Origin of the sequence: Neptuniibacter sp. 2_MG-2023 (assembly GCF_030547495.1) — a bacterium.
Taxonomy (GTDB): Bacteria; Pseudomonadota; Gammaproteobacteria; order Pseudomonadales; family Balneatricaceae; genus Neptuniibacter.
In genome coordinates this window covers 63,946-87,801 of the sequence record NZ_JAUOQC010000001.1, presented here as the reverse complement: position 1 = coordinate 87,801, position 23,856 = coordinate 63,946, and the positions used below count along the sequence as shown (strand labels likewise).

The 23,856-nt window shown below is 43.3% G+C and carries 23 protein-coding genes; 6 read left to right on the top strand and 17 right to left on the bottom strand.

The features are described 5' to 3' along the window. Nucleotides 1-2: 2 nt before the first annotated feature. Genes Q4486_RS00425 through Q4486_RS00415 form a run of 3 tightly spaced genes read right to left on the bottom strand, consistent with a single transcriptional unit; the run spans nucleotide 3 to nucleotide 2,409 of the window. Nucleotides 3-1,028: a succinylglutamate desuccinylase/aspartoacylase family protein gene (locus Q4486_RS00425; RefSeq protein WP_303517540.1), complete on the bottom strand. Its 1,026-nt coding sequence runs from the start codon at nucleotides 1,026-1,028 to the stop codon at nucleotides 3-5. A 5-nt stretch (nucleotides 1,029-1,033) separates the two neighbouring features. Then, entirely contained in the window at nucleotides 1,034-1,939 is a 906-nt protein-coding gene (rimK, locus tag Q4486_RS00420; protein WP_067861822.1) for a 30S ribosomal protein S6--L-glutamate ligase, read from the bottom strand. Beyond that, nucleotides 1,936-2,409, bottom strand: coding sequence for a RimK/LysX family protein (locus Q4486_RS00415; RefSeq protein WP_303517539.1), 474 nt, complete (start codon nucleotides 2,407-2,409; stop codon nucleotides 1,936-1,938). The genes rimK and Q4486_RS00415 overlap by 4 nt, the downstream gene beginning before the upstream one ends. Before the next feature lie 360 nt (nucleotides 2,410-2,769). Here Q4486_RS00415 and Q4486_RS00410 point away from each other — a divergent pair, with 360 nt between their 5' ends. Further along, nucleotides 2,770-3,531, top strand: coding sequence for an ABC transporter substrate-binding protein (locus tag Q4486_RS00410; RefSeq protein WP_303517537.1), 762 nt, complete (start codon nucleotides 2,770-2,772; stop codon nucleotides 3,529-3,531). Nucleotides 3,532-3,605: 74 nt separating this feature from the next. Here the strand turns inward: Q4486_RS00410 and Q4486_RS00405 are convergent, their stop codons facing one another. The 8 genes from Q4486_RS00405 to Q4486_RS00370 all read right to left on the bottom strand — a co-directional run bounded on the left by Q4486_RS00405 (nucleotide 3,606) and on the right by Q4486_RS00370 (nucleotide 10,267). Continuing rightward, complete coding sequence (locus tag Q4486_RS00405) at nucleotides 3,606-5,435, bottom strand: ABC transporter ATP-binding protein (protein WP_303416519.1); 1,830 nt, start codon at nucleotides 5,433-5,435, stop codon at nucleotides 3,606-3,608. 55 nt (nucleotides 5,436-5,490) lie between these two features. Beyond that, on the bottom strand, nucleotides 5,491-6,000 hold the full coding sequence (locus tag Q4486_RS00400; protein WP_303517534.1) for an MOSC domain-containing protein: 510 nt from the start codon (nucleotides 5,998-6,000) through the stop codon (nucleotides 5,491-5,493). Nucleotides 6,001-6,010: 10 nt separating this feature from the next. Beyond that, nucleotides 6,011-6,190, bottom strand: coding sequence for a CPXCG motif-containing cysteine-rich protein (locus Q4486_RS00395; RefSeq protein WP_067861807.1), 180 nt, complete (start codon nucleotides 6,188-6,190; stop codon nucleotides 6,011-6,013). A gap of 122 nt (nucleotides 6,191-6,312) precedes the next feature. Beyond that, complete coding sequence (locus tag Q4486_RS00390) at nucleotides 6,313-6,807, bottom strand: DUF4405 domain-containing protein (RefSeq protein WP_303416521.1); 495 nt, start codon at nucleotides 6,805-6,807, stop codon at nucleotides 6,313-6,315. A 216-nt stretch (nucleotides 6,808-7,023) separates the two neighbouring features. After that, nucleotides 7,024-7,371, bottom strand: coding sequence for a RidA family protein (locus Q4486_RS00385; RefSeq protein ID WP_303416522.1), 348 nt, complete (start codon nucleotides 7,369-7,371; stop codon nucleotides 7,024-7,026). 10 nt (nucleotides 7,372-7,381) lie between these two features. Next, nucleotides 7,382-8,458: an alanine racemase gene (alr, locus tag Q4486_RS00380; protein WP_303517532.1), complete on the bottom strand. Its 1,077-nt coding sequence runs from the start codon at nucleotides 8,456-8,458 to the stop codon at nucleotides 7,382-7,384. Between the two features lie 89 nt (nucleotides 8,459-8,547). Further along, nucleotides 8,548-8,931 carry a Rid family detoxifying hydrolase gene (locus Q4486_RS00375; RefSeq protein ID WP_303517530.1) on the bottom strand — a complete coding sequence of 128 codons (384 nt, stop codon included), beginning with the start codon at nucleotides 8,929-8,931 and terminating at the stop codon, nucleotides 8,548-8,550. 79 nt (nucleotides 8,932-9,010) lie between these two features. After that, nucleotides 9,011-10,267 (bottom strand): D-amino acid dehydrogenase, encoded by a 1,257-nt coding sequence (locus Q4486_RS00370; RefSeq protein WP_303517528.1) that lies wholly within the window; start codon nucleotides 10,265-10,267, stop codon nucleotides 9,011-9,013. Between the two features lie 141 nt (nucleotides 10,268-10,408). Here Q4486_RS00370 and Q4486_RS00365 point away from each other — a divergent pair, with 141 nt between their 5' ends. From Q4486_RS00365 to Q4486_RS00350, 4 genes are all read left to right on the top strand, one after another. After that, nucleotides 10,409-10,903 (top strand): Lrp/AsnC ligand binding domain-containing protein, encoded by a 495-nt coding sequence (locus tag Q4486_RS00365; protein ID WP_067861790.1) that lies wholly within the window; start codon nucleotides 10,409-10,411, stop codon nucleotides 10,901-10,903. Nucleotides 10,904-11,544: 641 nt separating this feature from the next. After that, the gene (locus tag Q4486_RS00360) at nucleotides 11,545-12,918 is read left to right on the top strand and encodes a sodium:alanine symporter family protein (protein WP_303416527.1); all 1,374 of its coding nucleotides are present in this window, start codon (nucleotides 11,545-11,547) and stop codon (nucleotides 12,916-12,918) included. 201 nt (nucleotides 12,919-13,119) lie between these two features. Continuing rightward, nucleotides 13,120-13,593: a cytochrome c gene (locus Q4486_RS00355; RefSeq protein WP_303517526.1), complete on the top strand. Its 474-nt coding sequence runs from the start codon at nucleotides 13,120-13,122 to the stop codon at nucleotides 13,591-13,593. 79 nt (nucleotides 13,594-13,672) lie between these two features. Further along, nucleotides 13,673-14,329 carry a cytochrome b/b6 domain-containing protein gene (locus Q4486_RS00350; RefSeq protein ID WP_303517524.1) on the top strand — a complete coding sequence of 219 codons (657 nt, stop codon included), beginning with the start codon at nucleotides 13,673-13,675 and terminating at the stop codon, nucleotides 14,327-14,329. A gap of 103 nt (nucleotides 14,330-14,432) precedes the next feature. Here the strand turns inward: Q4486_RS00350 and Q4486_RS00345 are convergent, their stop codons facing one another. The 3 genes from Q4486_RS00345 to cydD form a co-directional block, all read right to left on the bottom strand. Then, nucleotides 14,433-15,803, bottom strand: a complete 1,371-nt coding sequence (locus Q4486_RS00345) for an aspartate ammonia-lyase (RefSeq protein ID WP_303517523.1) — start codon at nucleotides 15,801-15,803, stop codon at nucleotides 14,433-14,435. A 138-nt stretch (nucleotides 15,804-15,941) separates the two neighbouring features. Then, the gene (locus tag Q4486_RS00340; protein WP_303517519.1) at nucleotides 15,942-17,588 is read right to left on the bottom strand and encodes an amino acid ABC transporter ATP-binding/permease protein; all 1,647 of its coding nucleotides are present in this window, start codon (nucleotides 17,586-17,588) and stop codon (nucleotides 15,942-15,944) included. After that, nucleotides 17,581-19,293: a thiol reductant ABC exporter subunit CydD gene (cydD, locus tag Q4486_RS00335; protein ID WP_303517517.1), complete on the bottom strand. Its 1,713-nt coding sequence runs from the start codon at nucleotides 19,291-19,293 to the stop codon at nucleotides 17,581-17,583. Before cydD ends, Q4486_RS00340 begins: the two co-directional genes overlap by 8 nt. A gap of 100 nt (nucleotides 19,294-19,393) precedes the next feature. Here cydD and Q4486_RS00330 point away from each other — a divergent pair, with 100 nt between their 5' ends. After that, nucleotides 19,394-20,719: a sigma-54-dependent Fis family transcriptional regulator gene (locus Q4486_RS00330; protein ID WP_303517514.1), complete on the top strand. Its 1,326-nt coding sequence runs from the start codon at nucleotides 19,394-19,396 to the stop codon at nucleotides 20,717-20,719. A gap of 99 nt (nucleotides 20,720-20,818) precedes the next feature. Here Q4486_RS00330 and cydX read toward each other — a convergent pair whose 3' ends face one another. From cydX to Q4486_RS00315, 3 genes are read right to left on the bottom strand one after another with little or no spacing between them, the layout of a single operon-like run. After that, the gene (gene cydX, locus Q4486_RS00325) at nucleotides 20,819-20,914 is read right to left on the bottom strand and encodes a cytochrome bd-I oxidase subunit CydX (protein ID WP_067861767.1); all 96 of its coding nucleotides are present in this window, start codon (nucleotides 20,912-20,914) and stop codon (nucleotides 20,819-20,821) included. Between the two features lie 9 nt (nucleotides 20,915-20,923). Then, a complete protein-coding gene (gene cydB, locus Q4486_RS00320; RefSeq protein WP_303517511.1) occupies nucleotides 20,924-22,060 on the bottom strand; it encodes a cytochrome d ubiquinol oxidase subunit II in 1,137 nt (378 codons plus the stop codon). Continuing rightward, on the bottom strand, nucleotides 22,053-23,636 hold the full coding sequence (locus Q4486_RS00315; protein ID WP_303517509.1) for a cytochrome ubiquinol oxidase subunit I: 1,584 nt from the start codon (nucleotides 23,634-23,636) through the stop codon (nucleotides 22,053-22,055). The genes cydB and Q4486_RS00315 overlap by 8 nt, the downstream gene beginning before the upstream one ends. Nucleotides 23,637-23,856 lie beyond the last annotated feature (220 nt).

Sequence of the window (23,856 nt, the reverse complement as noted above, 5' to 3'; positions counted from 1 at the left end):
GATTAACGATTAAGTTCGTCAGAGAGATCTTCTTGAAACTCATCAACTTTGGCTTCAATCTCTTCAATGTCGCCAAAGCGGGCAATGTGATAAAGCGCATCTCCTTCATTAACTAAGGGGAGATTGGTTTTTCCAATCACAATGCCGCTATAGGGAGAGGTGATTTGCGCTTCTTTCTCACCAAAAGGGTCAGACACAACACCCAGTAAGGTGCCTTTGCTGACGCGACCACCAAGGGGGATAAGTGCGCGCAAAATACCACTTTCAGAGGCGCGTACCCATGAGCTAGAGCGGGCGACTACCGGTTCTTTATAGGATTTACGTGTGCCTCGTGAAGGGGGAAGCATACCTAATGAGCGCATGACGTTTACAATTCCTTTTACGCCGGCCCTGATCGCCATTTCATCGAATCTTAGCGCTTCACCTGCCTCGTATAGCAGCATTGGAATCCCATGTTCCGCTGCGGCTTCTCTAAGCGAACCATCTCTAAGGTTGGACGATATGATTACCGGAACATTAAAGGCGCGTGCGAGTTTGTCGGTTTCTTCATCATCCAGATTGGCACGAATTTGGGGAAGGTTCGTACGGTGTACCGCGCCAGTATGTAGATCTATACCGTGAGTACTTTGACAAACTATCTCCTCCATAAATAGGTGGGCGATACGCGCTGCAAGGGAGCCTTTTTCACTGCCAGGAAAGGAGCGATTAAGGTCGCGTCGATCTGGTAGGTAGCGAGAGTGGCTCAGTAATCCATGCACATTAACGATAGGCACGGCGATTAATGTGCCTTTAATACGTTTAAGTGCTGGCAGGGTTAACACGCGCCGGATAATCTCAACCCCATTGATCTCATCGCCATGTATTGCGGCGCTGAGAAATAGTCGAGGACCATCTCGTTTACCATTGATAACGTGAACAGGGATGGTCATAGGCGTATGGGTGTAGAGGCGGCCTGCCGGAAGCTCAATGGTCGTCCGTGTACCTGGGGCGACCTTTGTTCCGTTAATAGTAAACGTTGTATCTGTCATAGATATTAACCTTTACCCCGTGTTTTTGTTCGATGAGGTTTTGCATTTTTCTCAATGAAATCAATAATCATACCCGCTATATCTTTGCCAGTTGCGGATTCGATTCCCTCTAACCCGGGTGATGAATTCACTTCCATCACCAACGGGCCTCGCTCTGAACGTAAGAGATCAACCCCAGCCACATTGAGCCCCATTATTTTGGCTGCATTGACTGCGGTGGCTCGTTCAGCGGGGGATATTCTAATCAGTGATGCACTGCCGCCACGATGAAGGTTGGAACGGAATTCCCCCGCCATTGCTTGGCGTTTCATCGCAGCAACGACTTTATCACCAATAACTAAGCAGCGAATATCGGCACCGCCAGCTTCTTTAATATATTCCTGCACCATAATATTCACTTTTAGACCCATGAAGGCTTCAAGTACGCTTTCGGCTGCTTTTTGTGTTTCAGCAAGGACAACGCCTATACCTTGAGTACCCTCAAGTAACTTGATGACGAGAGGTGCACCGCCAACCATTTTGATTAGATCGCCTATATCATCAGGGTTGTTCGCAAATCCAGTAAAGGGCATACCTACGCCTTTACGGGAAAGTAACTGCATAGTACGTAGTTTGTCTCTAGAGCGAGAAATAGCGACTGACTCATTTAAAGGGTAGGAACCCATCATTTCAAACTGACGTAGAACCGCAGTGCCGTAAAAGGTAATAGAAGCGCCAATACGAGGAATGACGGCATCAAAGTGGGGTAGTGGTTCGCCTTTAAAGTGAGCCTGTGGTTTATTTGATGCAATATCCATATAGGTTCTTAAGGCATCTACCACCATAGCTTCGTGGCCACGCTGCTCGCATGCTTCGACGAGACGGCGAGTTGAATAGAGCTTTCTGTTACGTGAAAGGATGGCGATATTCATTTGTCTGCCTTTTGGCTTGAATTGTGTGTCATATCATCGGAGGAACCTAATAAAAATGTGGCTGCAGGATCTACGATGAGCCGTCCGTCAATTGCTGAGTGGCCTAACACTAAACGGAATGTCATTTCATCCATGTTGGTAATTACCAACTCAACAGGCCACTGCTCGTTCCCCATTTGAATCGTCGTTTTTATAAGATAATCGTCTTCTTTTTTGCCGTACTTATTTGTACCTTCGAACTTGCCGAGGATGGGGGCTTCGCAGAGTACAGCTTCTGTCCGATCATTCTGTTTTGGATGAATACAAAAGCGGACGTGAGGCTGCCCATCTTTTTCAAACTCCTCAGTCATAAAGGCATGCAGGGTCGATGTTTGCCTTCCTGAGTCAATTTTGGTTTGTAATGGCGTTAAACCGAGCTCAGGAAGTAGAGCCCATTCTTGCCAGCCTGTTGATATACGTTCTTTACCCATGGTGCATACCTATAATGTATAAGCCTAGCGCTGCTTTTTGAGTGGATAAGTTAGAAGTGCTGCAGGCAGAATTTACGCTTCTCCTTTTACCAAGGAAAATCTGTTATTGCACTCTATTTCAGTTAATCAAGGCTATTTAAAAATCATCTATTGATTAGCGGTATTCTAAAGAGGGAGCCGATTGATAGCTAACCCTGAACTAACTTTAGGTAGAGATATCTATTTTGTCGACTAATGGGGTTTCTTATTATTGAAGAAGGGAAGCGGTAATGGGATTAGGCTATGTATCGTTCTATTCGGTATACTCTAATAACACAGGATACTAATTTTTGTGCACTTATATTCTAATTGTTGATATTTATGCGTCATATATTGATTTTAATTTGTTTGTTCTTTGTTGTTATGCCTCGGGCTTATGCTGAACACATATTAATTGCGGCAGACCGCTGGTGTCCGTTTAATTGTGAAGTAGGTGCCGAACTGCCCGGTTTTATGGTGGAGGTTGCCCAGCGGGTATTCTCAGACCATGGACATGATGTTGAATATATAGAGATGAACTGGTCGCGTGCTATTCAAGAAACGCGAAAAGGTAATATTAATGCCATTATGGGGGGCTTTAAGAGTGATGCCCCACATTTCATCTATCCTCAAGAAGAGTTGGCGGTTTTGGCGAACTCTTTCTTTGTGCGTAAAGATAGTGACTGGACTTATGAGGGAGTTGAATCCCTTAAAAATGTGCAGTTAGGGGCTATTTTAGGCTATGACTACGGTGATGAGTTAAGGAGTTATATCCAAGAGAGTGGTGCTGAGAGAGTCACTATGCTCAATGGGAATTATCATTTGTTATCTCAGGGGATTAAATTACTTGATAGGCATCGTATTGATGCGATGATCGAAACTGATCCTGTGTTTTGGTATACCGCAAATCAGTTGGGTGTAGCGGATCAATTTAAATTTGCTGGCACAGTTGTGCAACGGGAAAAAGCGTATATCGCTTTTTCTCCAGCACTGAAAAGTTCAACAGTGTATGCAGACCTTCTATCTGATGGCATAAAAAAGCTTAGGGCGTCGGGAGAACTCTCCACAATTTTAGCTAAATATGGCCTTAAAGATTGGAAATAATAGAGAGATCTAATAGAGAGTATCTATCTGATACGGGCATGCTAGGTAACAAGTTTATAGCATGCAGTTTATTATCACTTTTCACCTAAAAAGCCACCGCTTTGATGGGCCCATAACTGGGCATAAATTCCCTGCTTTTGAATTAACTCGTTATGGGTTCCCTGTTCGAGTACTTTTCCCTCATTTAAGACGATTAAGCGGTCTAAAGCTGCGATAGTCGATAGGCGATGGGCAATCGCTATAACGGTTTTGTTTTCCATTAAGGTATATAAGCTAGATTGGATTGCGGCTTCGACTTCAGAATCTAATGCAGATGTTGCTTCATCTAAGATAATTATAGGTGCATCTTTAAGTAATACGCGGGCGATTGCGATCCGTTGGCGTTGTCCACCGGATAGTTTTACACCCCGTTCGCCCACGTGGGCATCATAGCCTGTACGTCCGGCACTATCGCGTAGGCCTAGAATGAAGTCGTGTGCTTCCGCTTTTTTAGCTGCATAGATCATCTCTTCTTCGCTTGCTTCAGGTCGACCATAAAGTAGATTATCGCGCACTGAACGATGCAGGAGTGCGGTATCTTGAGTGACCATGCCTATATGCGCGCGCAGGGAGTCTTGTGTTGTGTCTCTAATATCTTGGCCATCAATTTGTATAGAGCCACTTTCAACATCGTAAAAACGCATAAGCAAATTAACAATGGTTGATTTTCCTGCGCCAGAACGACCTACTAAGCCTATTTTTTCACCCGATTTTATCGCCAAATTTAACTGATCTATGATCTTTTTCTCTTCACCGTAACCAAAGCTGACAGCGTTAAAGTCTATTGCCCCATTTTTTATTTTAAGTGCTTTTGCATGGGCTTTATCTTGGATCTGGAGTGGCTTTGAAAGTGTGCTCATGCCATCGGCAACTGTGCCAATATTCTCAAAAAGTGCACTGATCTCCCACATAATCCAGTGCGCCATACCATTTAACCGCAGAGCTAAGGCGATAGAGATAGCGATGGCACCAACAGATACAGCATTTTCGAGCCAAAGCCAGATGGAAAGAGAGGCTACAGAAAATGAGAGCAGGTGGTTTATGCATTGCACACTAAGGTTCAGCCCTGTGGCAAGACGCATCTGTTTATGGACAGTCTTTAAAAATAGATCCATACCCTCCTTAGCGTATTCGGCTTCTCGCTGGGTATGGGAAAAAAGTTTTATGGTTGTAATGTTGGCATAGGAATCGACAATTCGTCCGGTCATCATTGAGCGAGCATCGGCTTGCTCGGTAGATATTTTTTTCAAGCGAGGGACAAAATAGGTTTGGATCCCTACATAGAATAATAACCAAATGGCCATAGGTAAGGTGAGGCGCCAATCTGATTGAGCGACTAATACTAGCATGGCAAAAAAGTAGACAACGATAAACACCATGACATCTAGTAGTTTCATTACTGATTCACGTATAGAAAGCGCTGTCTGCATAACTTTTGTTGAGATTCGTCCGGCAAAGTCATCGGCATAAAAGGAGACGCTTTGTTTTAAAAGATAGCGATGGGCGAGCCAACGGATGGACATAGGGTAGTTACCCAAAAGAGTTTGGTGGGTAATTAATGAATGTAGTAGACCGGCAATGGGCAGCGCAATCAAAGGCACTAAGCTCATTAACAGAAGTTGATCTGCTTCTTGCTCAAGAAAGGTGGCTCTATCTTTAGTTGATAGCCAATCAACTAGTTGTCCCATAAAACCAAATAGAGTGACTTCTAAAATGGCAACCGTAGCGGTGAGTAAAGACATCGCTATTAATGGCCATTCTGCCCCTTTTGTATAGTGACGACAGAACGCATAAAGGCCTTTGGGCGGTTGGCTAGGCTCTGCAGGAGGAAAAGCGGGAATCAGCTTTTCAAAAAATGAAAACATAAGTCTCTCTAACAGTGAATAAGGTAGTTATGAGTGGTGGGGTCAATCACAGCCGTTAAAAAAGGTCTTGTTGGGTATTGAGCACATGTAAACGATCTCCAACTTTGATCTCACCTGAGCGGATGATTTTACAGCATAATCCGCCGTGGCCAAGCATTGCACTAATACCATTATGACCTAAGGCTGCTTCCATTCTTGAGCAGGGGTGGCATAAAGCGCTGGCTTCAAATACAGCACTGCCGATTCGAAACTGTTGGTATCTTAACGCATTGAGATTAATGCCGGATACAACAAGGTTTCTCCGTAAAAGATCGGGGGCTATAGTGCTTTTGTTAGCGTAATAAGCGATTTGTTGAATAAACTCTTCAGAGATAAGCGTTACTTGGCGTGCAGAGCCGGGCGTTTTTATGCAGCGATGATCACCTTCTAAGCCTTTGTGTTTAATTGCCATGACATGATAAAGTGAGATCAGGGGCTGTTTACGCTCTGGTCTAATGCCTATCCAGTTAAGCGTACCGGGAGGTAGATCTTTTGCGTAACGTAAAAATAAACTATGTAAGCTCATAAAACGATGGCTACTCCCATTCCTGCTTTGCTTCCACGTAGATCTTTTGATCGCTTTCGGTGATGAAAAGTTCAATCGGTTGGCAGCAGATCTCGCAATCTTGAATCATCTGCTGATCAATATCGTTGTCCGGATCTACTTCAGCAGTATTTGGGGTCATACAGTAAGGACATTCGAAAGATATGAACATAGCACCTCTTTTAAGATCAATTTGAACAAGAGTGTGGTTTTCGTTTATCGCTTGTGGAAAGGGTTTGGTAGCCTGTTTAAATTTAAGTGATACAGGCTAGGTTTAGAATAGCTGAAAGGCGGTTAGTATTCCGGATTAATTATGGCATTGATTAATTCAAATGGGCGCGCATGATTTTCTTGAGCAATATCTTTCAGGCTTAGTTGTTCTGAACTAACGCTAAAATTGGCGATCTCTAAATCAATCAGTAATTGCTCTATATTGCGCTCTTCAAAGGAGGCGATCTGTTCTAGTGACTTCTCTGAGTAGAGTTCAATAAGTTGCTTGTCTGGATGTGGTTTATGCTCTATTGGCGTTAAGGCTAGAGCGCTAGCTCCTAGTAATATAAAACTTATAACGGCAAGGCCCGTTTTCTTTGAGAAGTATTGTTTAAAGGAGCGCCAGTGAAACTGAATATGTAGCAGAGTCGCTGCGGCCATGATAAGGCCAATCCACTCATGCATTAATTTGACTACATCTTTACCTATATGGAAAAACATCATAACGCCACTAATTGCAATAATTAAACCACTAGCGATGATGAGGGGCGTTGAAAAATGACGGTGGTTGTATTTCATAACGATGATCCAAATAAGCTATATCTCTTTATAGAAATTATGCCGCTAGGAAGAGTTAACTAGGGTTTATAAACTGTAAAGAAAAGTAAAGGAGGGTCTTAAAGTTAAGGCGAAGGCGAAGGCGATTAAGAGGGTGGGCTCTTGTTATTGAGCATAAAAAAAAAGGGGGCGTTAAATGCCCCCTAAAAGTTTCTATGAATATGATCGATTGAGCATTTAATATGCGGCAGTGACACTCAATTCAACAAGTATCTCAGGACGCGCCATACGTGCTTCTACACAAGCACGAGCAGGCTTTTCACAGTCTGCTACCCATGCGTCCCAGACTTTATTCATCGCAGCAAAATCTTTCATATCACGGATATATATAGTGACAGAAAGTAATTGATTACGGTGGCTACCCGCTTTAGCGAGTAAGTCATCAATTTTATCTAGGCAGCGTTGCGTTTGTTCTGCTATATCCCACTGGGCTTCGCCAGCGGTTTGGCCGCAAAGGTAAACGGTATTGTTATGCTTAACGATACGGCTCATGCGTTCGGTAGATTCCATGCGCTCAATGCTCATAGATGTTTCCTCAAATATATTTTTTGTGTACACGGCGAGTAATACCGGTAAACAAGGTGTAGGGGATAGTGTCGCAACAAGCGGCGACTTCTGAAGCTAGTAAGTTCTCGCCCCAAAGCTCCACATAGCTACCAACTTTAGCGTCTGGAATATCACTGAGATCAACGGCCAACATATCCATAGAAACGCGACCAATAATGCGGCTTTTATGTCCATCCACAAGTACGGGGGTGCCATTTTTCGCATGACGTGGGTAACCATCGGCATATCCCATAGCGACCGTACCTACACGGGTGGGTTTGTCACAGGTCCATGTGGCGCTGTAGCCTACACTTTCACCCGGCTCGATTTCGCGAACGGCAATAACTTCTGAGCTTAATGTCATAGCTGGTTTTAGCTGATCGGCTAACTTATGTGCTTCAGTAAAAGGGCTTGCACCGTAAAGGATAATACCTGGGCGCTGCCAGTCCCTACGTGCATTATCATGTTCAAGGGTTCCGGCTGAATTGGCCATACTGATCGGCGCTTTGAGCTCATCAGCGAGAGTGTCCAAAATCTGGATTTGTTCAGCTGTTGTATTAAGTTCAGGCTCATCGGCAGCAGAGAAGTGGCTCATTAATACAACATGTTCAACTTGAGGTAGAGCCGATAGCTTATGAAATGCCTCTTTGTATTCACCTGGAGTGATACCTAAACGATGCATGCCATTATCTAATTTCAACCATGCGGTGATAGGTTTGTTTAGTGGAGCATTAGCAATAATATCGATCTGATCTGCGTTGTGAACTGCGCACCACAAGTTTTGGTCGCTGATAATAGGTAGCTCATCCGCGGTGAAAAAACCTTCTAGTAATAATATAGGTAAGCTAATACCTGCATTGCGAAGCTCAATGGCTTCCTCAATACAGGCCACGCCAAACCCATCTGCATCTTTACTTAAGGCTTTGGCAACTTCTACGGCACCATGTCCATAGGCATTGGCTTTTATAATAGCCAATGCGCCTTGTTTAGGCGCCACAGATTTAGCCAAAAGATAATTCTGACGTATAGCATCTAAGTTAATTGTAGCGGTGGCTGGGCGTGCCATGGGAACTCCTAATCGGTGGTGCTTTTAGTAATAATAAATAGCGCTAAAAAAGAAAGATGATAATCTCGTAAAAGCTATTTTAAGCTGTCTTATAAAACCATAATCGCTTCGATTTCTATATCAGCATCTTTTGGTAATGCTTTGACCGCATAAGCTGCACGCGCAGGATAAGGTGCTTGAAAGTACTTTGCCATGATTTCGTTAACCTGAGCAAAGTAAGATAGGTCAGATAAAAGCACTGTTATTTTAACAAAATCGTTTAGGTTACCACCAGCGGCTTCTGCTACCGCTTGTAGGTTTTCGAATACTTGTACGGCTTGTGCTTCAAAAGATTCTGTAACCATCTCCATTGTTTCAGGGTTCAACGGGATTTGACCTGAAAGGTATACAGTATCATCTGCTTTGACTGCTTGAGAGTATGTGCCGATCGCCGCTGGGGCTTTGTTGGTGGTGATGATAGATTTATTGCTCATAATAGTTCCTTCAATGTTAACTGATGCCAATCAGTTGGCTGATTGGCATCAAAAATATTAGATACGATTTAGATAGGTGTTAAGCGTAACGGGCTACCGACAAGCCTTCGTTATCTATATCAGGGGCCTTTTGGCTGATTACATCGGCAACGTATTTGCCTGAACCTAGTGACATAGTCCAACCTAAAGTACCGTGGCCTGTATTTAAGAACAGGTTAGAGATATTGGTTTCGCCAAGAATCGGTGTGCCATCGGGTGTCATCGGACGTAAGCCTGTCCAAAATTCAGCCTGTTCTATATCGCCACCACCAGGGAATAGATCATTTACAACAAACTCAACATTGGCACGGCGTTTTTCTTCTAACTCTTTGTTGTAAGAGGCGATCTCTGCGGTTCCACCAACACGAATACGATCATCAAAACGTGTGACAGCCACTTTATAGGTTTCATCCATAACCGTAGAGGTTGGTGCTTTGGATGGATCTATAATCGGTATTGTTAATGAGTAACCTTTGATAGGGTAAACAGGTACTTTTAAACCAATTTTTGAGAGCATTAAGGTTGAATAGCTGCCTAATGCAACGAGGTAAGCATCAGATGTCATCTTACCTCTTGAGGTGCTGACACTCACGACTTCATCACCCTCAGTGTTGATGTTAAGAATATCGGTCTTCATCTTGAAGACGACACCTAACTTTTTACACTCTTCAGCAAGGGCGTTAGTGAATTTGAAGCAATCACCCGTTTCATCGCCCGGTAGTCGAAGGCCGCCAACGATTTTTTCTTTTACCATTGCTAGGGCTGGTTCATATTCAATACAACCGTCGGTGTCGAGGGCTTGGAAATTAACCCCACACTCTTCTAAAACAGAGATATCTTTTTTAGAGTCGCTGACCTGTTTATCTGTACGGAACAGTTGCAGCGTACCTTTGCTGCGCTGTTCATAATCTATATCAATCTCTTGACGTAGGTTAATAAAGCAATCGCGACTGTATTCAGCTAAACGCATCATTCGAGCTTTATTGGTGTGGTAAGCGTCTTCAGTGCAGTTAGTCAGCATTTTTGTCATCCAGCCAAGCGTCTGAATATCGACTTCTTTGCCGCTAATCATAAACGGGGCAAGGTCTTGCATTAACCATTTAATCGCTTTAAGAGGGATGCCTGGACCAGCCCAAGGAGCTGAGTAACCGGGGGATATTTGTCCGGCATTGCCATAACTTGTTTCTAAGGCGACATCTACTTGGCGATCGATTATAGTTACTTCATGGCCTGCTTTGGCTAAATACCAAGCGCTAGTAACGCCAACCACGCCTGCACCTAAAACCAATACTTTCATTGTATGACCTCATTTATTAAATTTATTTTGCTAATGAGAAAACACTAGTTTATTGGCTTTTTTGTATTAAATGGCTTTGAATTTTTCTATAATTAAGCGATATTAGCTAATTAATTTAATATATGCAGTGGATTTATCTATATGACGAATAATAAAAAACGTGCATTAGATCGTTTGGATATCAGTATACTGCGTACGTTACAGTCTGATGGTCGAATTAGTTATGTCGACTTAGCGGAGAAGGTAGGATTAAGTTCTACGCCTTGTATTGAGCGTGTAAAACGGTTGGAAAAGGAGGGTTATATAGAGGGCTATTATGCTCGCTTGAATCCACAGCTGCTTGATTACAATATGTTGGTATTTGTAGAGATCTCGTTGTCTTATCAGACACCAGACGCCTTTCGTATGTTTAACAGAGCTGTTTCTGATTTGCCTTATATACTTGAGTGTCATTTAGTATCGGGTGATGCAGATTATCTACTTAAAGCTCGTATTAATGATATGTCGCAATATCGTGCGTTATTGGGTGATATGTTATTGACCTTGCCTGGGGTTAAAAACTCTAAAAGTTACATAGTAATGGAAGAGGTGCGAGAGACACATGCCCTGCCTATTGAGTATAAAGCGAATCCCTAGCTTGGGCTTATATAGATGGATAGGAAATTGACGCTAAAGTGTCTGTGTTATGTGGAACTTTCTCTTTGCACAATCACATTTTTTGAGTACAGCGGAAATTAATTCTTAAATTCCTAGTATTCATTATTCAAAAGGAATCATTCGCTTATTAGCTTTACTGTGTCGCTATTAGCTTTGAAACTTGTCTATAGCAGTGGAAACATCTGTTTATTTAAAATTTTTATTATAGATCGCTGCAATCTCTTAATTTTTCCTATAAAAAAGTATATTTCCCTCTCTTAGGGGGGGATATAAAGTTATTTATTCGGAATATCTATTAATTTCAAAGCCATTATCTAGCTAAATTGACTTATCTTATTGGGAACTACTATTTGTCATAATAGGGCCATAACTGTTAAAAGAGTATTTCTTTTAGTTGGCAATAAATGATTTTGATGAGTATTGCTTGTGCTGTGATCGAGGGGATCTGCATGTTAAGCAAACTGATTGAGTCAGCCATTAGTTTGCTGTTTTATTGCAGGTAGTTGTTAGCTGTTCTTTTGTGTTTATAACACATAAAAAGTGCAGTGCAGCATGTACTAATAATAAGAAGTTCAAGAGTAAACAAACCTCAATTAAGACAAAAATATCGAGGAAAAATAATGGAAGCATTAACCGGTTTTATCACTATGGTTAACGGCATCGTATGGGGTCCCATGATGCTTGTATTGATTCTAGGTGTAGGCTTGTTTTTACAGCTAGGATTAAAACTGATGCCAATCTTTAAGCTTGGTACTGGTTTTAAACTTATGTGGAATGGTCGTAAAGCGACTGATTCAGAAAGGAAAGAGGGTGACATTTCTCCATTTCAAGCGTTGATGACTGCTATGTCGGCAACGGTTGGTACTGGTAATATCGCAGGTGTTGCGACTGCGGTATTCTTAGGCGGTCCTGGCGCTCTTTTTTGGATGTGGTGTACTGCGCTAGTTGGTATGGCGACTAAGTTTTCCGAAGCTGTACTAGCGGTTAAATACCGTGAAGTAGATGAAGAGGGTAACCATGTTGGTGGCCCGATGTATTACATCAAAAATGGCCTTGGTAAAAAATGGGCTTGGATGGGTACACTTTTTGCCATTTTCGGTACGATTGCCGGTTTTGGTATTGGTAACACCGTTCAATCAAACTCAGTTGCATCTGTTCTTGAATCGAACTTCGGTACGCCATTATGGGTGACTGGTGTTGTTTTGATGGTGCTAACGGCGGCTGTTCTATTAGGTGGTATTAAGCGTATTGGTGCTGTTGCGGGTTCGCTTGTGCCTTTGATGGCGATTAGTTATTTGGTTGCGGGCCTTGTTGTATTAGCGATTAATGCTGATGCTATCCCTCATGCACTTGATCTTATCTTTACTTATGCATTTACAGAGTCTGCTGCCGAAGGTGGTTTTGCCGGTGCTGCTGTTTGGGCGGCGATTCGTTTCGGTGTGGCGCGTGGTGTGTTTTCCAACGAAGCGGGTTTAGGTTCTGCGCCTATTGCCCATGCGGCGTCTCAAACTAAAGATCCTGTTCGTCAGGGTTTGATCGCGATGTTAGGTACATTCCTAGATACTATTATTATCTGTTCTATTACTGGTTTAGTGATTATCACATCAGGTGCATGGACTTCTGGGGAGTCGGGTGCTGCGTTGACCTCTGCTGCGTTTGCTCAAGCCTTGCCTGGCGTAGGGAACTATATTGTTGCTATCGCGTTAGCTATTTTCGCCTTTACAACTATTTTGGGGTGGAGCGTTTACGGTGAGCGTTGTGCTGAGTACTTGTTTGGCGTGAAAATTATTGTACCTTTCCGTATCCTTTGGATTCTAGCGGTTCCTGTTGGTACTTTAGTTGGCTTAGATTTTGTTTGGTTGCTAGCTGATACTCTGAATGCATTAATGGCGATTCCTAACTTAGTGGCACTTGCTTTGTTGAGCCCTGTTGTATTCCGTTTAACACGTGAGTATTTCGATAAGCAAGCCGCTGAGTCGCTAGCGGGTAAATAAACTGCGGCGTTAAAGCATAAACATAAATCACACTGTTTTTAAAGTCGAAAAACCGAGCGTTTGCTCGGTTTTTTTTGTCTATTTATAGGCGGTTTTTTTACATAACTTTACAGATTAATTTTTAATATTAGATTATTCTTACCTAGTGAGAATGATATTATTATTATGTCTGATAATTAAATCAGTGAGGAGAGTCTAACAATGGAAAAGTTTATTAAGGCAGCGTTGTGCGCAACGGTATTAGCGACAACCGTTTCACCTGCTATGGCAGAAGATTTCCCTTTTGAAGACCAGATAGAAGGCCGTCAAGGTTTCTTCCAGATGGTGAAGTTTAATATGGGCGTGCTTGGTGCGATGGCTAAAGGGAAGCGTGATTATGATGCTGAATTGGCTCAAGCGATTGCCAATAACCTGAAAAACGCGGCGGCAATGGATAATGCACTGATGTGGCCAAAAGGTTCTGATATGGATGCTAAAGGCTTGTCTGATGTAACAAAAGCTAAAGCAGACATTTGGGCGGCTGATTCTGATATTGGTGAAAAACATAAAAACTGGGTAGCGGCGACAAATATAATGGCAGAAAGTGCAGGCCAGGGTCTTGACGCGTTACGTGATGCGATTGGTCCTTTAGGTAAGTCATGTAAGTCTTGTCACGACAATTACAAAGCTAAGTAAAGAGATCTAAAGGTAGTCTTGTTGTTTAATAGGGCTACCTTCTATTGAAATCTTCAATGGTATATGGAGTATTAAATTGATGGTTAAAATTTGGGATCTACCGACCCGGATTTTCCACTGGGTGCTAGTTTCACTTTTTCTGTTTCTGATTTATAGCGGTAATTGGGATGACAGCCTGATGCAATGGCACTTTTATAGTGGTTACCTATTATCTGGTTTGATTCTTTTTCGTATTTTATGGGGCATCGTGGGTACTTATTATGCGCGTTTCTGCTCTTTTATTGTTTCACCAATCAAGGGGCTTAGTTATCTAAAGTCGACTTTTAAAGGTGATACATCAGAACATTTCTATGGCCATAATCCTGCTGGCGCAATGATGGTTGTGATGCTTATTTTACTGCTTATGCTGCAAGTCGCTTCAGGCCTAGTAACCTCAGACGAGGTATTATGGGAAGGCCCTTTTTATGCGAGCGTAAGTGATGCACTGGCAAGTTTAGGCGCAGAAGTTCATCATACTGTACAGATTATCCTACAGTGTTTAGTTGGATTACATATTTTGGGTGTTATTACACATAGCATCTTATTTAAAGAGAAGCTGGTGGCTTCTATGGTGACGGGAACAAAGAAGGACTTAGGTAACGCAAAACCTAGAGAGCCTGTTAATCCTGTTGCTTTGTTAATGTGTGTCGCATTAAGCGTTGCTTGGGTGTATTACCTGTTTGGTTTACCTATCTAATATATGCCTCTGTTAGTTTAAGGGAGCGTTCTGACCTCCCTTATCCATTTCTTATACTGACTTAAACTTAACCTCTAGCGCTTAGACTATTTTAGATAAGGGTTTAGGTTAAGTTCTTTGGATCCAATAATCGACTTAACTCATCAGCGTCCATACCTGTTACCTCGATTGCTACCTCAAGTACGGTTCTTTTTTCGGCATAAGCTCGCTTAGCGATGATTGCGCCCTGTTCATAACCGATAACTCGATTGAGAGCGGTAATTAAGATAGGGTTTAGAGCTAAGGTGGATTCCATACGGTCAATATTGATTGTCATTTTTGAGATCGCTTTATCTGCGAGTAAGCGCACGCTGTTGCTTAACAGCTCAATGCTTTGAATCAAGTTATGAGCAACAAGAGGTAGCATTACATTGAGTTGAAAATTACCGGATTGGCCAGCAAGGGTGATACAGCAATCATTGCCTATTACTTGCGTAGCAGCCATTGCCACTGCTTCTGGAACGACAGGATTCACTTTACCCGGCATGATGCTGCTGCCCGGTTGTAACACTGGTAAGCTAATCTCACCTAATCCGGCTAATGGACCACTGTTTGCCCAACGTAGATCATTAGAAATCTTTACTAAGGCCACCGCTAAGGTTTTGAGCTGGCCGCTTAACTCTACGGCGGTATCTTGGCTGCTGAGAGCGGCAAAGTGATTTGGCGTGACTTCAAATGGTAGGTTAGTGAGTTGGCTTAACTCAGCACACACTTTTTCTGCAAAACCTTTTGGGGCATTGATGCCTGTGCCTACCGCTGTGCCGCCAATCGCTAGTTGAAATAGCCGTGGTTGTACATCGAGTAATCTATCTTTTGATTGCTTTATTTGTGCTTTCCAACCACTTAATTCTTGAGCGTAAGTGACAGGCATGGCATCCATTAAGTGAGTGCGTCCGGTCTTGACGACCTGGGTTAAGGTTTCTGATCGGTCGTTAATAACTTGCATCAGGTGTTCTAGGGCAGGGATGAGACGTTCATTCAGTAGTAGGGCTGCACTTAAATGGATGCAGGTCGGTATGACATCATTGGAACTTTGGCTCATGTTAACCTGATCATTAGGGTTAACGGGTGCATTTAGTTGTTTAGCGGCCAAGTGGGCGATGACTTCATTTGCGTTCATATTAGTGCTGGTGCCAGAACCTGTTTGGAACACATCTAAAGGAAAATCATGGTCATAATGCCCATAACTAACATCTTTAGCCGCGCACTGAATCGTAGTTGATACCTCTGCATCGAGTATTTCTAATTCTGTATTGGCGGCTGCGCAGGCAGCTTTTACTAAGCCTAGAGAGCGAATAAATGCTCTCGGCATGGTGATGTCGCTAATGGTGAAATTCTCCATAGCGCGTTGGGTTTGAGCGCCGAAAAAGGCGTCGATTGGAACTTGTACTTCACCTAGGGAGTCGTTCTCTATTCGGTAGCTGTTTTTGCCCATGAGTTCACCTGTGATGCGGCTTGTGTTGCTTTTTAAGTTTAGTCTAGGTGTGGATAAATATAGATTCCTTTCTCCCTAAGACACAAAGCTATCCTTGGTTACCCTGATGTCACCCAGCCACAGAATTAGAGTTATTCCCTATGAGACTGTTTTTTTAAGGGCGGTTAATTCAAGGCGTTTATCCCTTGTTGTGATGAAATCATGCTCATGGCTGCTGCATAACACGATCTTGTCGGCCCAGTGTGCTCTTAATTGCGAGTAAATTTGGGCTGCAAGGGTGCTATCCATACCGGCAGTAGGTTCATCGAGTAGGATAAGTTGAGGGTTTTGGAGTATCAGGCGAGCTAAACCAATTCGCTTACGTTCGCCGCCGGAAGGTTGCCATTCACCTTCGCCTAACCACGTGTCTAGACCGTTAGGAAGCCTTTTTGCCCACTCTCCCAATTCAACAATATTGAGTGCATGCCTAATGGCTTGCTCTGAGGCTGTGATATTAAGTGTTAGGTTATCCCTAAGTGTGGCGCGGAGTATATCTATACGTTGTGGCATAAAGCGGATCTCATCTGCGTTTAAACCGGTAAACTCTATGCTGCCAGCACTAGGAGCGAGTTGTCCATAAATCAGACTGAGCAAGGTGCTTTTACCTACGCCGCTACTTCCATTTAGCCAGATCCAATTCGGTCCATCATACCTAAGATTAAACTGCTTAAATATGTCAGCTTTTTGCTGTGGGTAGCGGTAATTAAGCTGGTTGATGTGCAGGCCGATAGTGCTGGAATCCGTTTGCGTGAAAGTCCGTTTGTCGAGTGTTTCTGTGTTGTTCGTGAGGTTGTCTTGGAGGCGATCTAATGCGGCTAAACCAAGACCTAGGTTTGCTAGAGCTGGGCAGTTATTAAGTAATACTTCAGCACTGCCTAAGGTTAATAACAGGAGCATAAAGGCATAAGCGCCTTCAAGCTGACCTTGCTGGAAAGCTAATAAACCCTGCCAAAATATGAGTACGGTCATAATAATCAGAATGGCTTGGGTGAGTAGTAATATTTGTTGTTGGCGCTGTACTGCCATGGATTCGTAGTTATCGGATTCTTGGGCCTGTTTTTGTAGGTATTCTCCACTGTGTTTTAGGCGCTTAAATAGAGTCAGTGTTCTCATATTGCTTAATAATGCACTGGCAGATAACCATTGTTCGCTGTGACGTTTATGTAAAGTGGACTCAGATTGTAAGACGCGATGGCTATACAGCCAAGGCATAACAAACGTTGCAAATATTAAAGGGATGATAACCCATGGTATTAACGCTGGTAGTACTAGATATAAAGTTACTAAATAGGCGACCATAACCAAAAAGCTGACTGCAGCAGGAAGTATTGCGGAGAGATAGATCGCTTCGATATTTTGAATATCTTGTAAGAGACGGCTGGAGGTTTCGTGGCGATTAAGTTGTTGTTCGTTCCAGTTCAAGCGACTAATGAGACGAAATAGATCTGCCCGCAAATTAGAGATGATTCTAAAGGTTGCTTCGTGACTACTTAAACGCTCGCCGTAGCGCCCTGCGGTTCGTGACATAGATAAGCCGCGGACTATAGCGCCTGGGGCAAAGAAATTAAAAGAGTGTGCGGCCACGGCGCTTAGCCCAGCTAAGGCTGCAGCACTGATAAACCAGCCCGAAACCGCGAGTAGAGCGATACCTGAATAGGCAGTAATTACGGCAAGAAGAACCCCAAGCAAAGCCATTTTATACTCTTGCCGGAGTAGTTTTAAATAGTGCCGTTTGACATTATTCATGTGATTCTCTTAGGGCTTGCATAGTAATGACTTTATTGAAAAAGTGTTGATCTGTGGGCCGGTGGCTGGTCATGATGAGCATGCCCCCTTGCTCCACATAGGCGGCTAATTGCAACATAAAAGCTTGAGCGGTTGCTTCATCAAGGTTGGCGGTGGGCTCATCTAAAAGTAATAAACGAGGTTTGTGCAGAAAAACGCGAGCTAAAGCGATACGTTGTGCTTGCCCACCTGATAGATAGCCACCCTGATCACTAATTATATAATCCAGCCCGCCGGGGAGTGAGCTAATAAGCTCCTCTATTTGTGCGTCTTTGAGGGCTTGAAATAGTGTTTCATCTGAGAAGTCACGGCCAAGGCAAAGATTCTCTCGAATACTGGCGAACAGTAGTTCAGGGGTTTGGGTCATATAGCCAATTTGTTGCTGCCAGTCTGGATGTTGGTAGATGTTATGTTCAACCTCATTAAGTTTTATCTTGCCTTGATGAAGAGGATATAACCCCGCCAAGGTATCTAGCAGTGTTGTTTTACCTGAACCCGAGGGGCCGTTGAGTAACACTCGATCTTTCATCTCTAGAGTAATAGATATAGGCGTATGAAGAGGTCGCTCTTTAGCTCCCGCTTGAACTGTATCAAGTTGTAAACGGCCTATTTTTGGAAGAGGTTGTTGTTCTACATTTAATTCGCTGCCTGGTATTTGAGAAGCAAGCTTATTTAGTGTGAGAAGATGTTCGGCAACGCTCGTTGCATCCGCCTTTGCATGATATAGGGTGCCGAGACGACGCAAAGGTAAGTAAAATTCAGGCGCAAGCATCAGGAGGAATACACCTTGGCTCAAGCTCAGGTCATCGCTCCAACTCCCCAGCTGATATTTATCAAGAAAAAATAAGCCTAGATAAACAGCGACCAATGCCACACTAATGGCACTAAAAAACTCAAGTATAGTGTTTGATAAAAATGCGAGACGTAATACTTTCATGGTGGTTTCGCGGAATGATTCTGACTTTTGGAATAATTTATCCGCTTCTTGCTCTGTAGTGCCGGCAAGTTGGAGTGCTTGTAGATTTTTTAGCCGGTCAGACATTAAGTTGCCAAGACGGTTAAGCTGTTGGAGATTATCATGACTTGCTTGCCCTGCTTTTTTCCCTACTAGAATCATGAATAAAGGCACTAATGGGGCAGTTAATGCCAATATAATAGGTACTAGCCAGTTAACGGTAGCCGCTGCAATGATTACCGCAATTGGCATCAAAACCGCTAAATATTTTAGCGCACTATAATCCGCAAAGTAGAGCCGGAGGCTATTAATTTCAGTACTGAGCAGGTTGCTAAGCTCCGCGGTCTTAAATCGAGGGAAAAGTCGAATATTAAGGGTAAAGCAATGTTTGAGTGCAAATTGCCGTAATTGACTGCGTATCTTAATGCTAGCCTGATTAGCGATGTTGTTTTGCAGGTAGGTCGCTACGGCTTTTGTCAATAAAGTCAGCGTTAAGACAAGCCAAACTTGCGCAGTGGGTAGTGTTTTCTCCGGTTGAAATAGGGCGTTATCTAAAATATCAGCCACGACAAACGCAAATAGAATTGTCATAGCAATTTGCAGAAGACCAAGCAGTATAGACAACCGGTTTTCCCGTTTGCCATGCAGACTAAATTGGCGAAGCAGATCGGCTGCGTCTTTAAACTGTACTTTTTGAGACTCTTTACCCATGGTTTATGTGTTAACTCTAATGTTTGGCTATTTATGCTAGCTCTAAAAGTAGGTTTTTGTCATTATTGACAGATCTTTGACAAATTTTGGGGTGGAAACGATGACCTATAATAACTGGCTTGCATCCATCACTAATGTTTTGGAGAGCTACCATGAGCCTGCGGTGCTTTTGGATGAACACTATAATGTAGTGGCCTCTAACCAACACTATACTCATCGTTTTAAGCTCTTGCCTAGGGATGGTTATGCTAAGTGTTATGAATTGTCTCACGGTTATCAACAGCCTTGTGATATGGAGGGTGAGAGCTGTCCAATGAAAGCTGCGCTTGAGAGTGGCTCTACCTCGAGTGTTTTGCATATTCATAATACGGCGCAAGGCAAAGAGCATATGCGCATAGAGACCACTCCTATTACTGATGAACAGGAACGTCGTTACTTTATTGAAGTAATGAAGCCCGTCAGTGAAGTGAGTGCTGAACCTATCGCCAATAAAATGATTGGGCGAAGCCCTGCATTCAATAAACTGGTCGACCTGATTCAGCGAGTAGGTAAAACGGAAACTAGTGTCTTGCTGACCGGGCCGTCGGGTAGTGGTAAAGAGTTGGCTGCACTGGCTCTGCATGATGTGAGTCAGCGTACTCGGAAGCCTTTTGTTACGGTTGAGTGTTCTGGTTTGACCGACACACTTTTTGAAAGTGAAATGTTTGGCCATATTAAAGGGGCTTTTACGGGGGCAACGAATAACCGTAAAGGTTTGGTGGAGTCTGCACGAGGAGGGACTCTGTTTCTTGATGAGGTGGGCGATATCCCTTTGCATCTGCAGGTTAAATTGCTGCGTTTGATTGAAACGAGAACATTTCGCCCAGTAGGGGAGAGCCAATCCTATGAGGCTGACTTTAGGTTGATCTGTGCTACTCACAAAAATCTTCCAGAGATGGTTGCTGCGAATGAATTTCGTGAGGATCTTTACCATCGTATTAGTACCTTCCCCATTCGATTGCCCTCGCTTGCGGAGCGTAAAGATGATCTGCCTTTGCTGGTCAAAAGTATTTTGTTGAGGATTGATAGCGGTTCGCCTCTTAGGCTTGATAACGAGGCTATTGCGTTGCTGGAGAAGCAGCCATTTACAGGTAATATCCGCGAATTGAAAAATATTCTTGAACGAGCCGTTGTGCTCAGTGATAGACCAGAGATCAATGTTGCGACTCTGCAGCAGGCTTTGGCATTGAGCCTTTATGTGCCAGAGAATGCTAAAAATACACCACAAGGATTGTTGGCGTTGGCACATGCTCGTTGCAGTCTGATAGAGGTTGAGCAGGCTTATATTAGACAGCTTCTGGCTCATTATACTGATAAGTCCGAAGTCGCAGAGATTGCTGGATGTAGTCTGCGTACTTTGTATAGAAAGTTAAAAGAGGGGGAGTGACCGTGCTTAATTCAAAGGTACTGAATCTTGTTTAGTCTTCCCCTATAAATAGGATGATTTATAGGGGGCTAACATGAGGTTAGCCCCTTAAATGTTTTTCTATTCTTCGTCGAAGTGATTTTCTAGCCACATAGCGTTGATAATACCAAAGCTACATGCCAGTAAGACGCCTAAAATCCAAGCAAAGTACCACATATATCTCTCCTAATAATTAGAAACGCTGTTCTGTTCAATAAATTCAGGTTCGATTCTGCGCCACATTTTGTAGTACCCCCACAAGGTGTAAATCAAAATGATAGGCACAAAGAACATGGCTACCCAGAACATTATCTCTAGTGTAAGTATGCTTGATGTTGCATCCCAAAGGGTTAAGCTGCTTGCCAAATCAGTTGAAGAGGGCATTACGAACGGGAATAACGTGGAGCCCGCTAGTAAAATGATCGCAGTAATATTGACTGCACTGAAGGTAAACCCCCATCCCGCTTTTCCATATTTTGCCAAGAGACTAACCAGTAGTGGTAAGACCACACTTCCTGCGGCTAATAGCCATAAAGCAGGTAGCGTCGTAAAGTTACCTAACCAGTTTTCGGTTTGAGCCACCTCTTTGCTTAGTGGATTTGAACTTGCGTCAGAGATCACCTCAGAGGTAATTTCATAACCTGGGATCATCCACATAATAGCAGCACCCGCAATTAGCATAAGCACGGCCAATACAGGCCCAAGTAATGATGCGTATTTTTGCGCACGAACTTGAACATCACCCCCTGCGCGCATCTGTAACCAGACTGCGCCATGGAGTAATAGCATTGCGACACTTGCAAGACCGCAGACCAATGCGAATGGGTTAAGCAGTGCCCAGAATGAGCCTGTATAAGTTGAACGGGTTAGTTCATCAAAGTGGAAGGGCACCCCTAAAAATAGGTTGCCAAATGCCACACCAAATACAAGGGCGGGAACAAAGGAACCTAGGCATAAACCAAGATCCCAGTTATTACGCCAGCGTTTACTGTCCATTTTACTACGATATTCAAAACCTATAGGGCGAAAGAATAAAGCAAAAAGGACGAGCAGCATTGCCCAGTAAAAGCCAGAAAATGCAGTGGCATAGACTAAAGGCCACGCAGCAAAAATAGCGCCGCCGGCAGTGATAAACCAAACTTGGTTTCCATCCCAGTGAGGCCCAATAGTGTTGATGATGACACGTCGTTCTGTATCGGTTTTACCGAGCAGGGGTATCAGCATGGCAGCACCTATATCGAAGCCGTCAGTGACTGCAAATCCGATAAGTAGTACGCCGATCAGTAACCACCAAATGAGTCGCAGAGTTTCATAATCAAACATGTTGAGCTGCTCCTTTATTTTCATCTAGCGAAGGTTCGTTATCATAACGCCCGGTACCTAGAGCACTTGGGCCTTTGCGGATGTACTTAACCATGAGGAACACTTCAATCACAAGGAATACGGAGTAAAGCGCCGCAAACCCGAAAATACTCATCCATAGGTCAGTTTCGCTGAGCGTTGAGGTCGCAACATAAGTCGGTAAAATCTCACCTATCGCCCAAGGTTGACGCCCAAATTCTGCAACAAACCAGCCCATTTCATTTGCGATCCAAGGTAGAGGGAGTGCAAACATTGCGAATTTAAGTAACCAACGTTTTTTGTACTCTTGGCGACGGGCTGTGTAGTAAAACGATAGGGTGAACAGAAGCAGCATTGTAAAGCCGCAAGCTACCATTACGCGGAAGGTCCAAAACATTGGTGCAACCTTCGGAATTGTATCTTTAGCTGCTGCTTTTATTTGCTCTTCAGTCGCGTCCACAACATCGGGCGTGTAGCGTTTGAGGAGCAGGCTATAACCAAGATCATGATTAACAGCAGAGAAGGCTGCTCGGTTTTCTGGCGTATCTTCACCATTACGCAGCTTCATCAATAGAGCATAAGCGTTGATGCCGTTACGAATACGACCTTCAGCATGCTCAATTAACTCTTTTATCCCCATGATTTCTTCATCGACTGATCGGGTTGCGATCAGACCGAGTACGTAGGGAATACGTACAGCCATGTCGGTTTCTTGGGTTTCTTCATTGGGTAAACCAAAGAGAGTGAAGGGTGCGGGTGCTTCGCTGGTTTCCCACTCGGCTTCCATTGCTGCCAGTTTAACTTTTTGCACTTCGCCTATTTCATAGCCGCTTTCATCACCTAAGAGAATAACCGACATGACAGAGGCGAGACCAAACGCTGATGCGATTGCAAAAGAGCGGCGAGCAAAGCCCATATCTTTATTTCTTAGCATGTAATAAGCGCTAATAGAAAGTACAAAGATAGCCCCTGTGACATAACCGCCGGATACAGTGTGAACAAACTTAACTTGAGCGACAGGGTTAAAAATCACTTCTGCAAAGCTACTCATCTCCATACGCATAGTTTCGAAGTTGAAATACGCGCCGACTGGGTTTTGCATCCAGCCATTTGCGATCAAAATCCACAGAGCTGAGAAGTTGGAGCCTATAGCAACAAGCCAAGTCACCCCTAAATGTTGTACTTTTGTTAGTCGATCCCAACCAAAAAAGAACAAACCAACAAAGGTCGACTCAAGGAAAAAGGCCATTAAACCTTCTATGGCTAAGGGCGCTCCAAAAATATCACCTACATAATGAGAGTAGTAAGCCCAATTGGTACCAAACTGGAATTCCATCGTTAGACCAGTCGTAACACCAAGAGCGAAGTTGATACCAAAGAGCTTACCCCAGAAACGGGTCATATCTTTGTATACTTGCTTGTTTGTCATCACGTAAACAGATTCCATGATGGCTAGCAAGAAAGAGAGTCCCAATGTTAGTGGGACAAAAAGAAAGTGGTATAACGCGGTTAAGGCAAATTGCCACCGTGATAATTCCACAACAGTTTCAGATACCATAATTAATACCTTTACTTATTGCCGGTTCATTCGGCTATGTAGATGTGATAAATCTTAATTAAGCAGAAGCCGTGCCAGTTATTTCCTTGTAACTTAATAAGTTAAAAGAAAATAAAGTATACGCCTCGCCATTTTGGGTCGAATAGTCTTTTTTTTAGACATATTCAGCGCTAAGGTTCTTTTAATCTGTTCTTTTCTCGAACTTTGATGCTCGATTTTT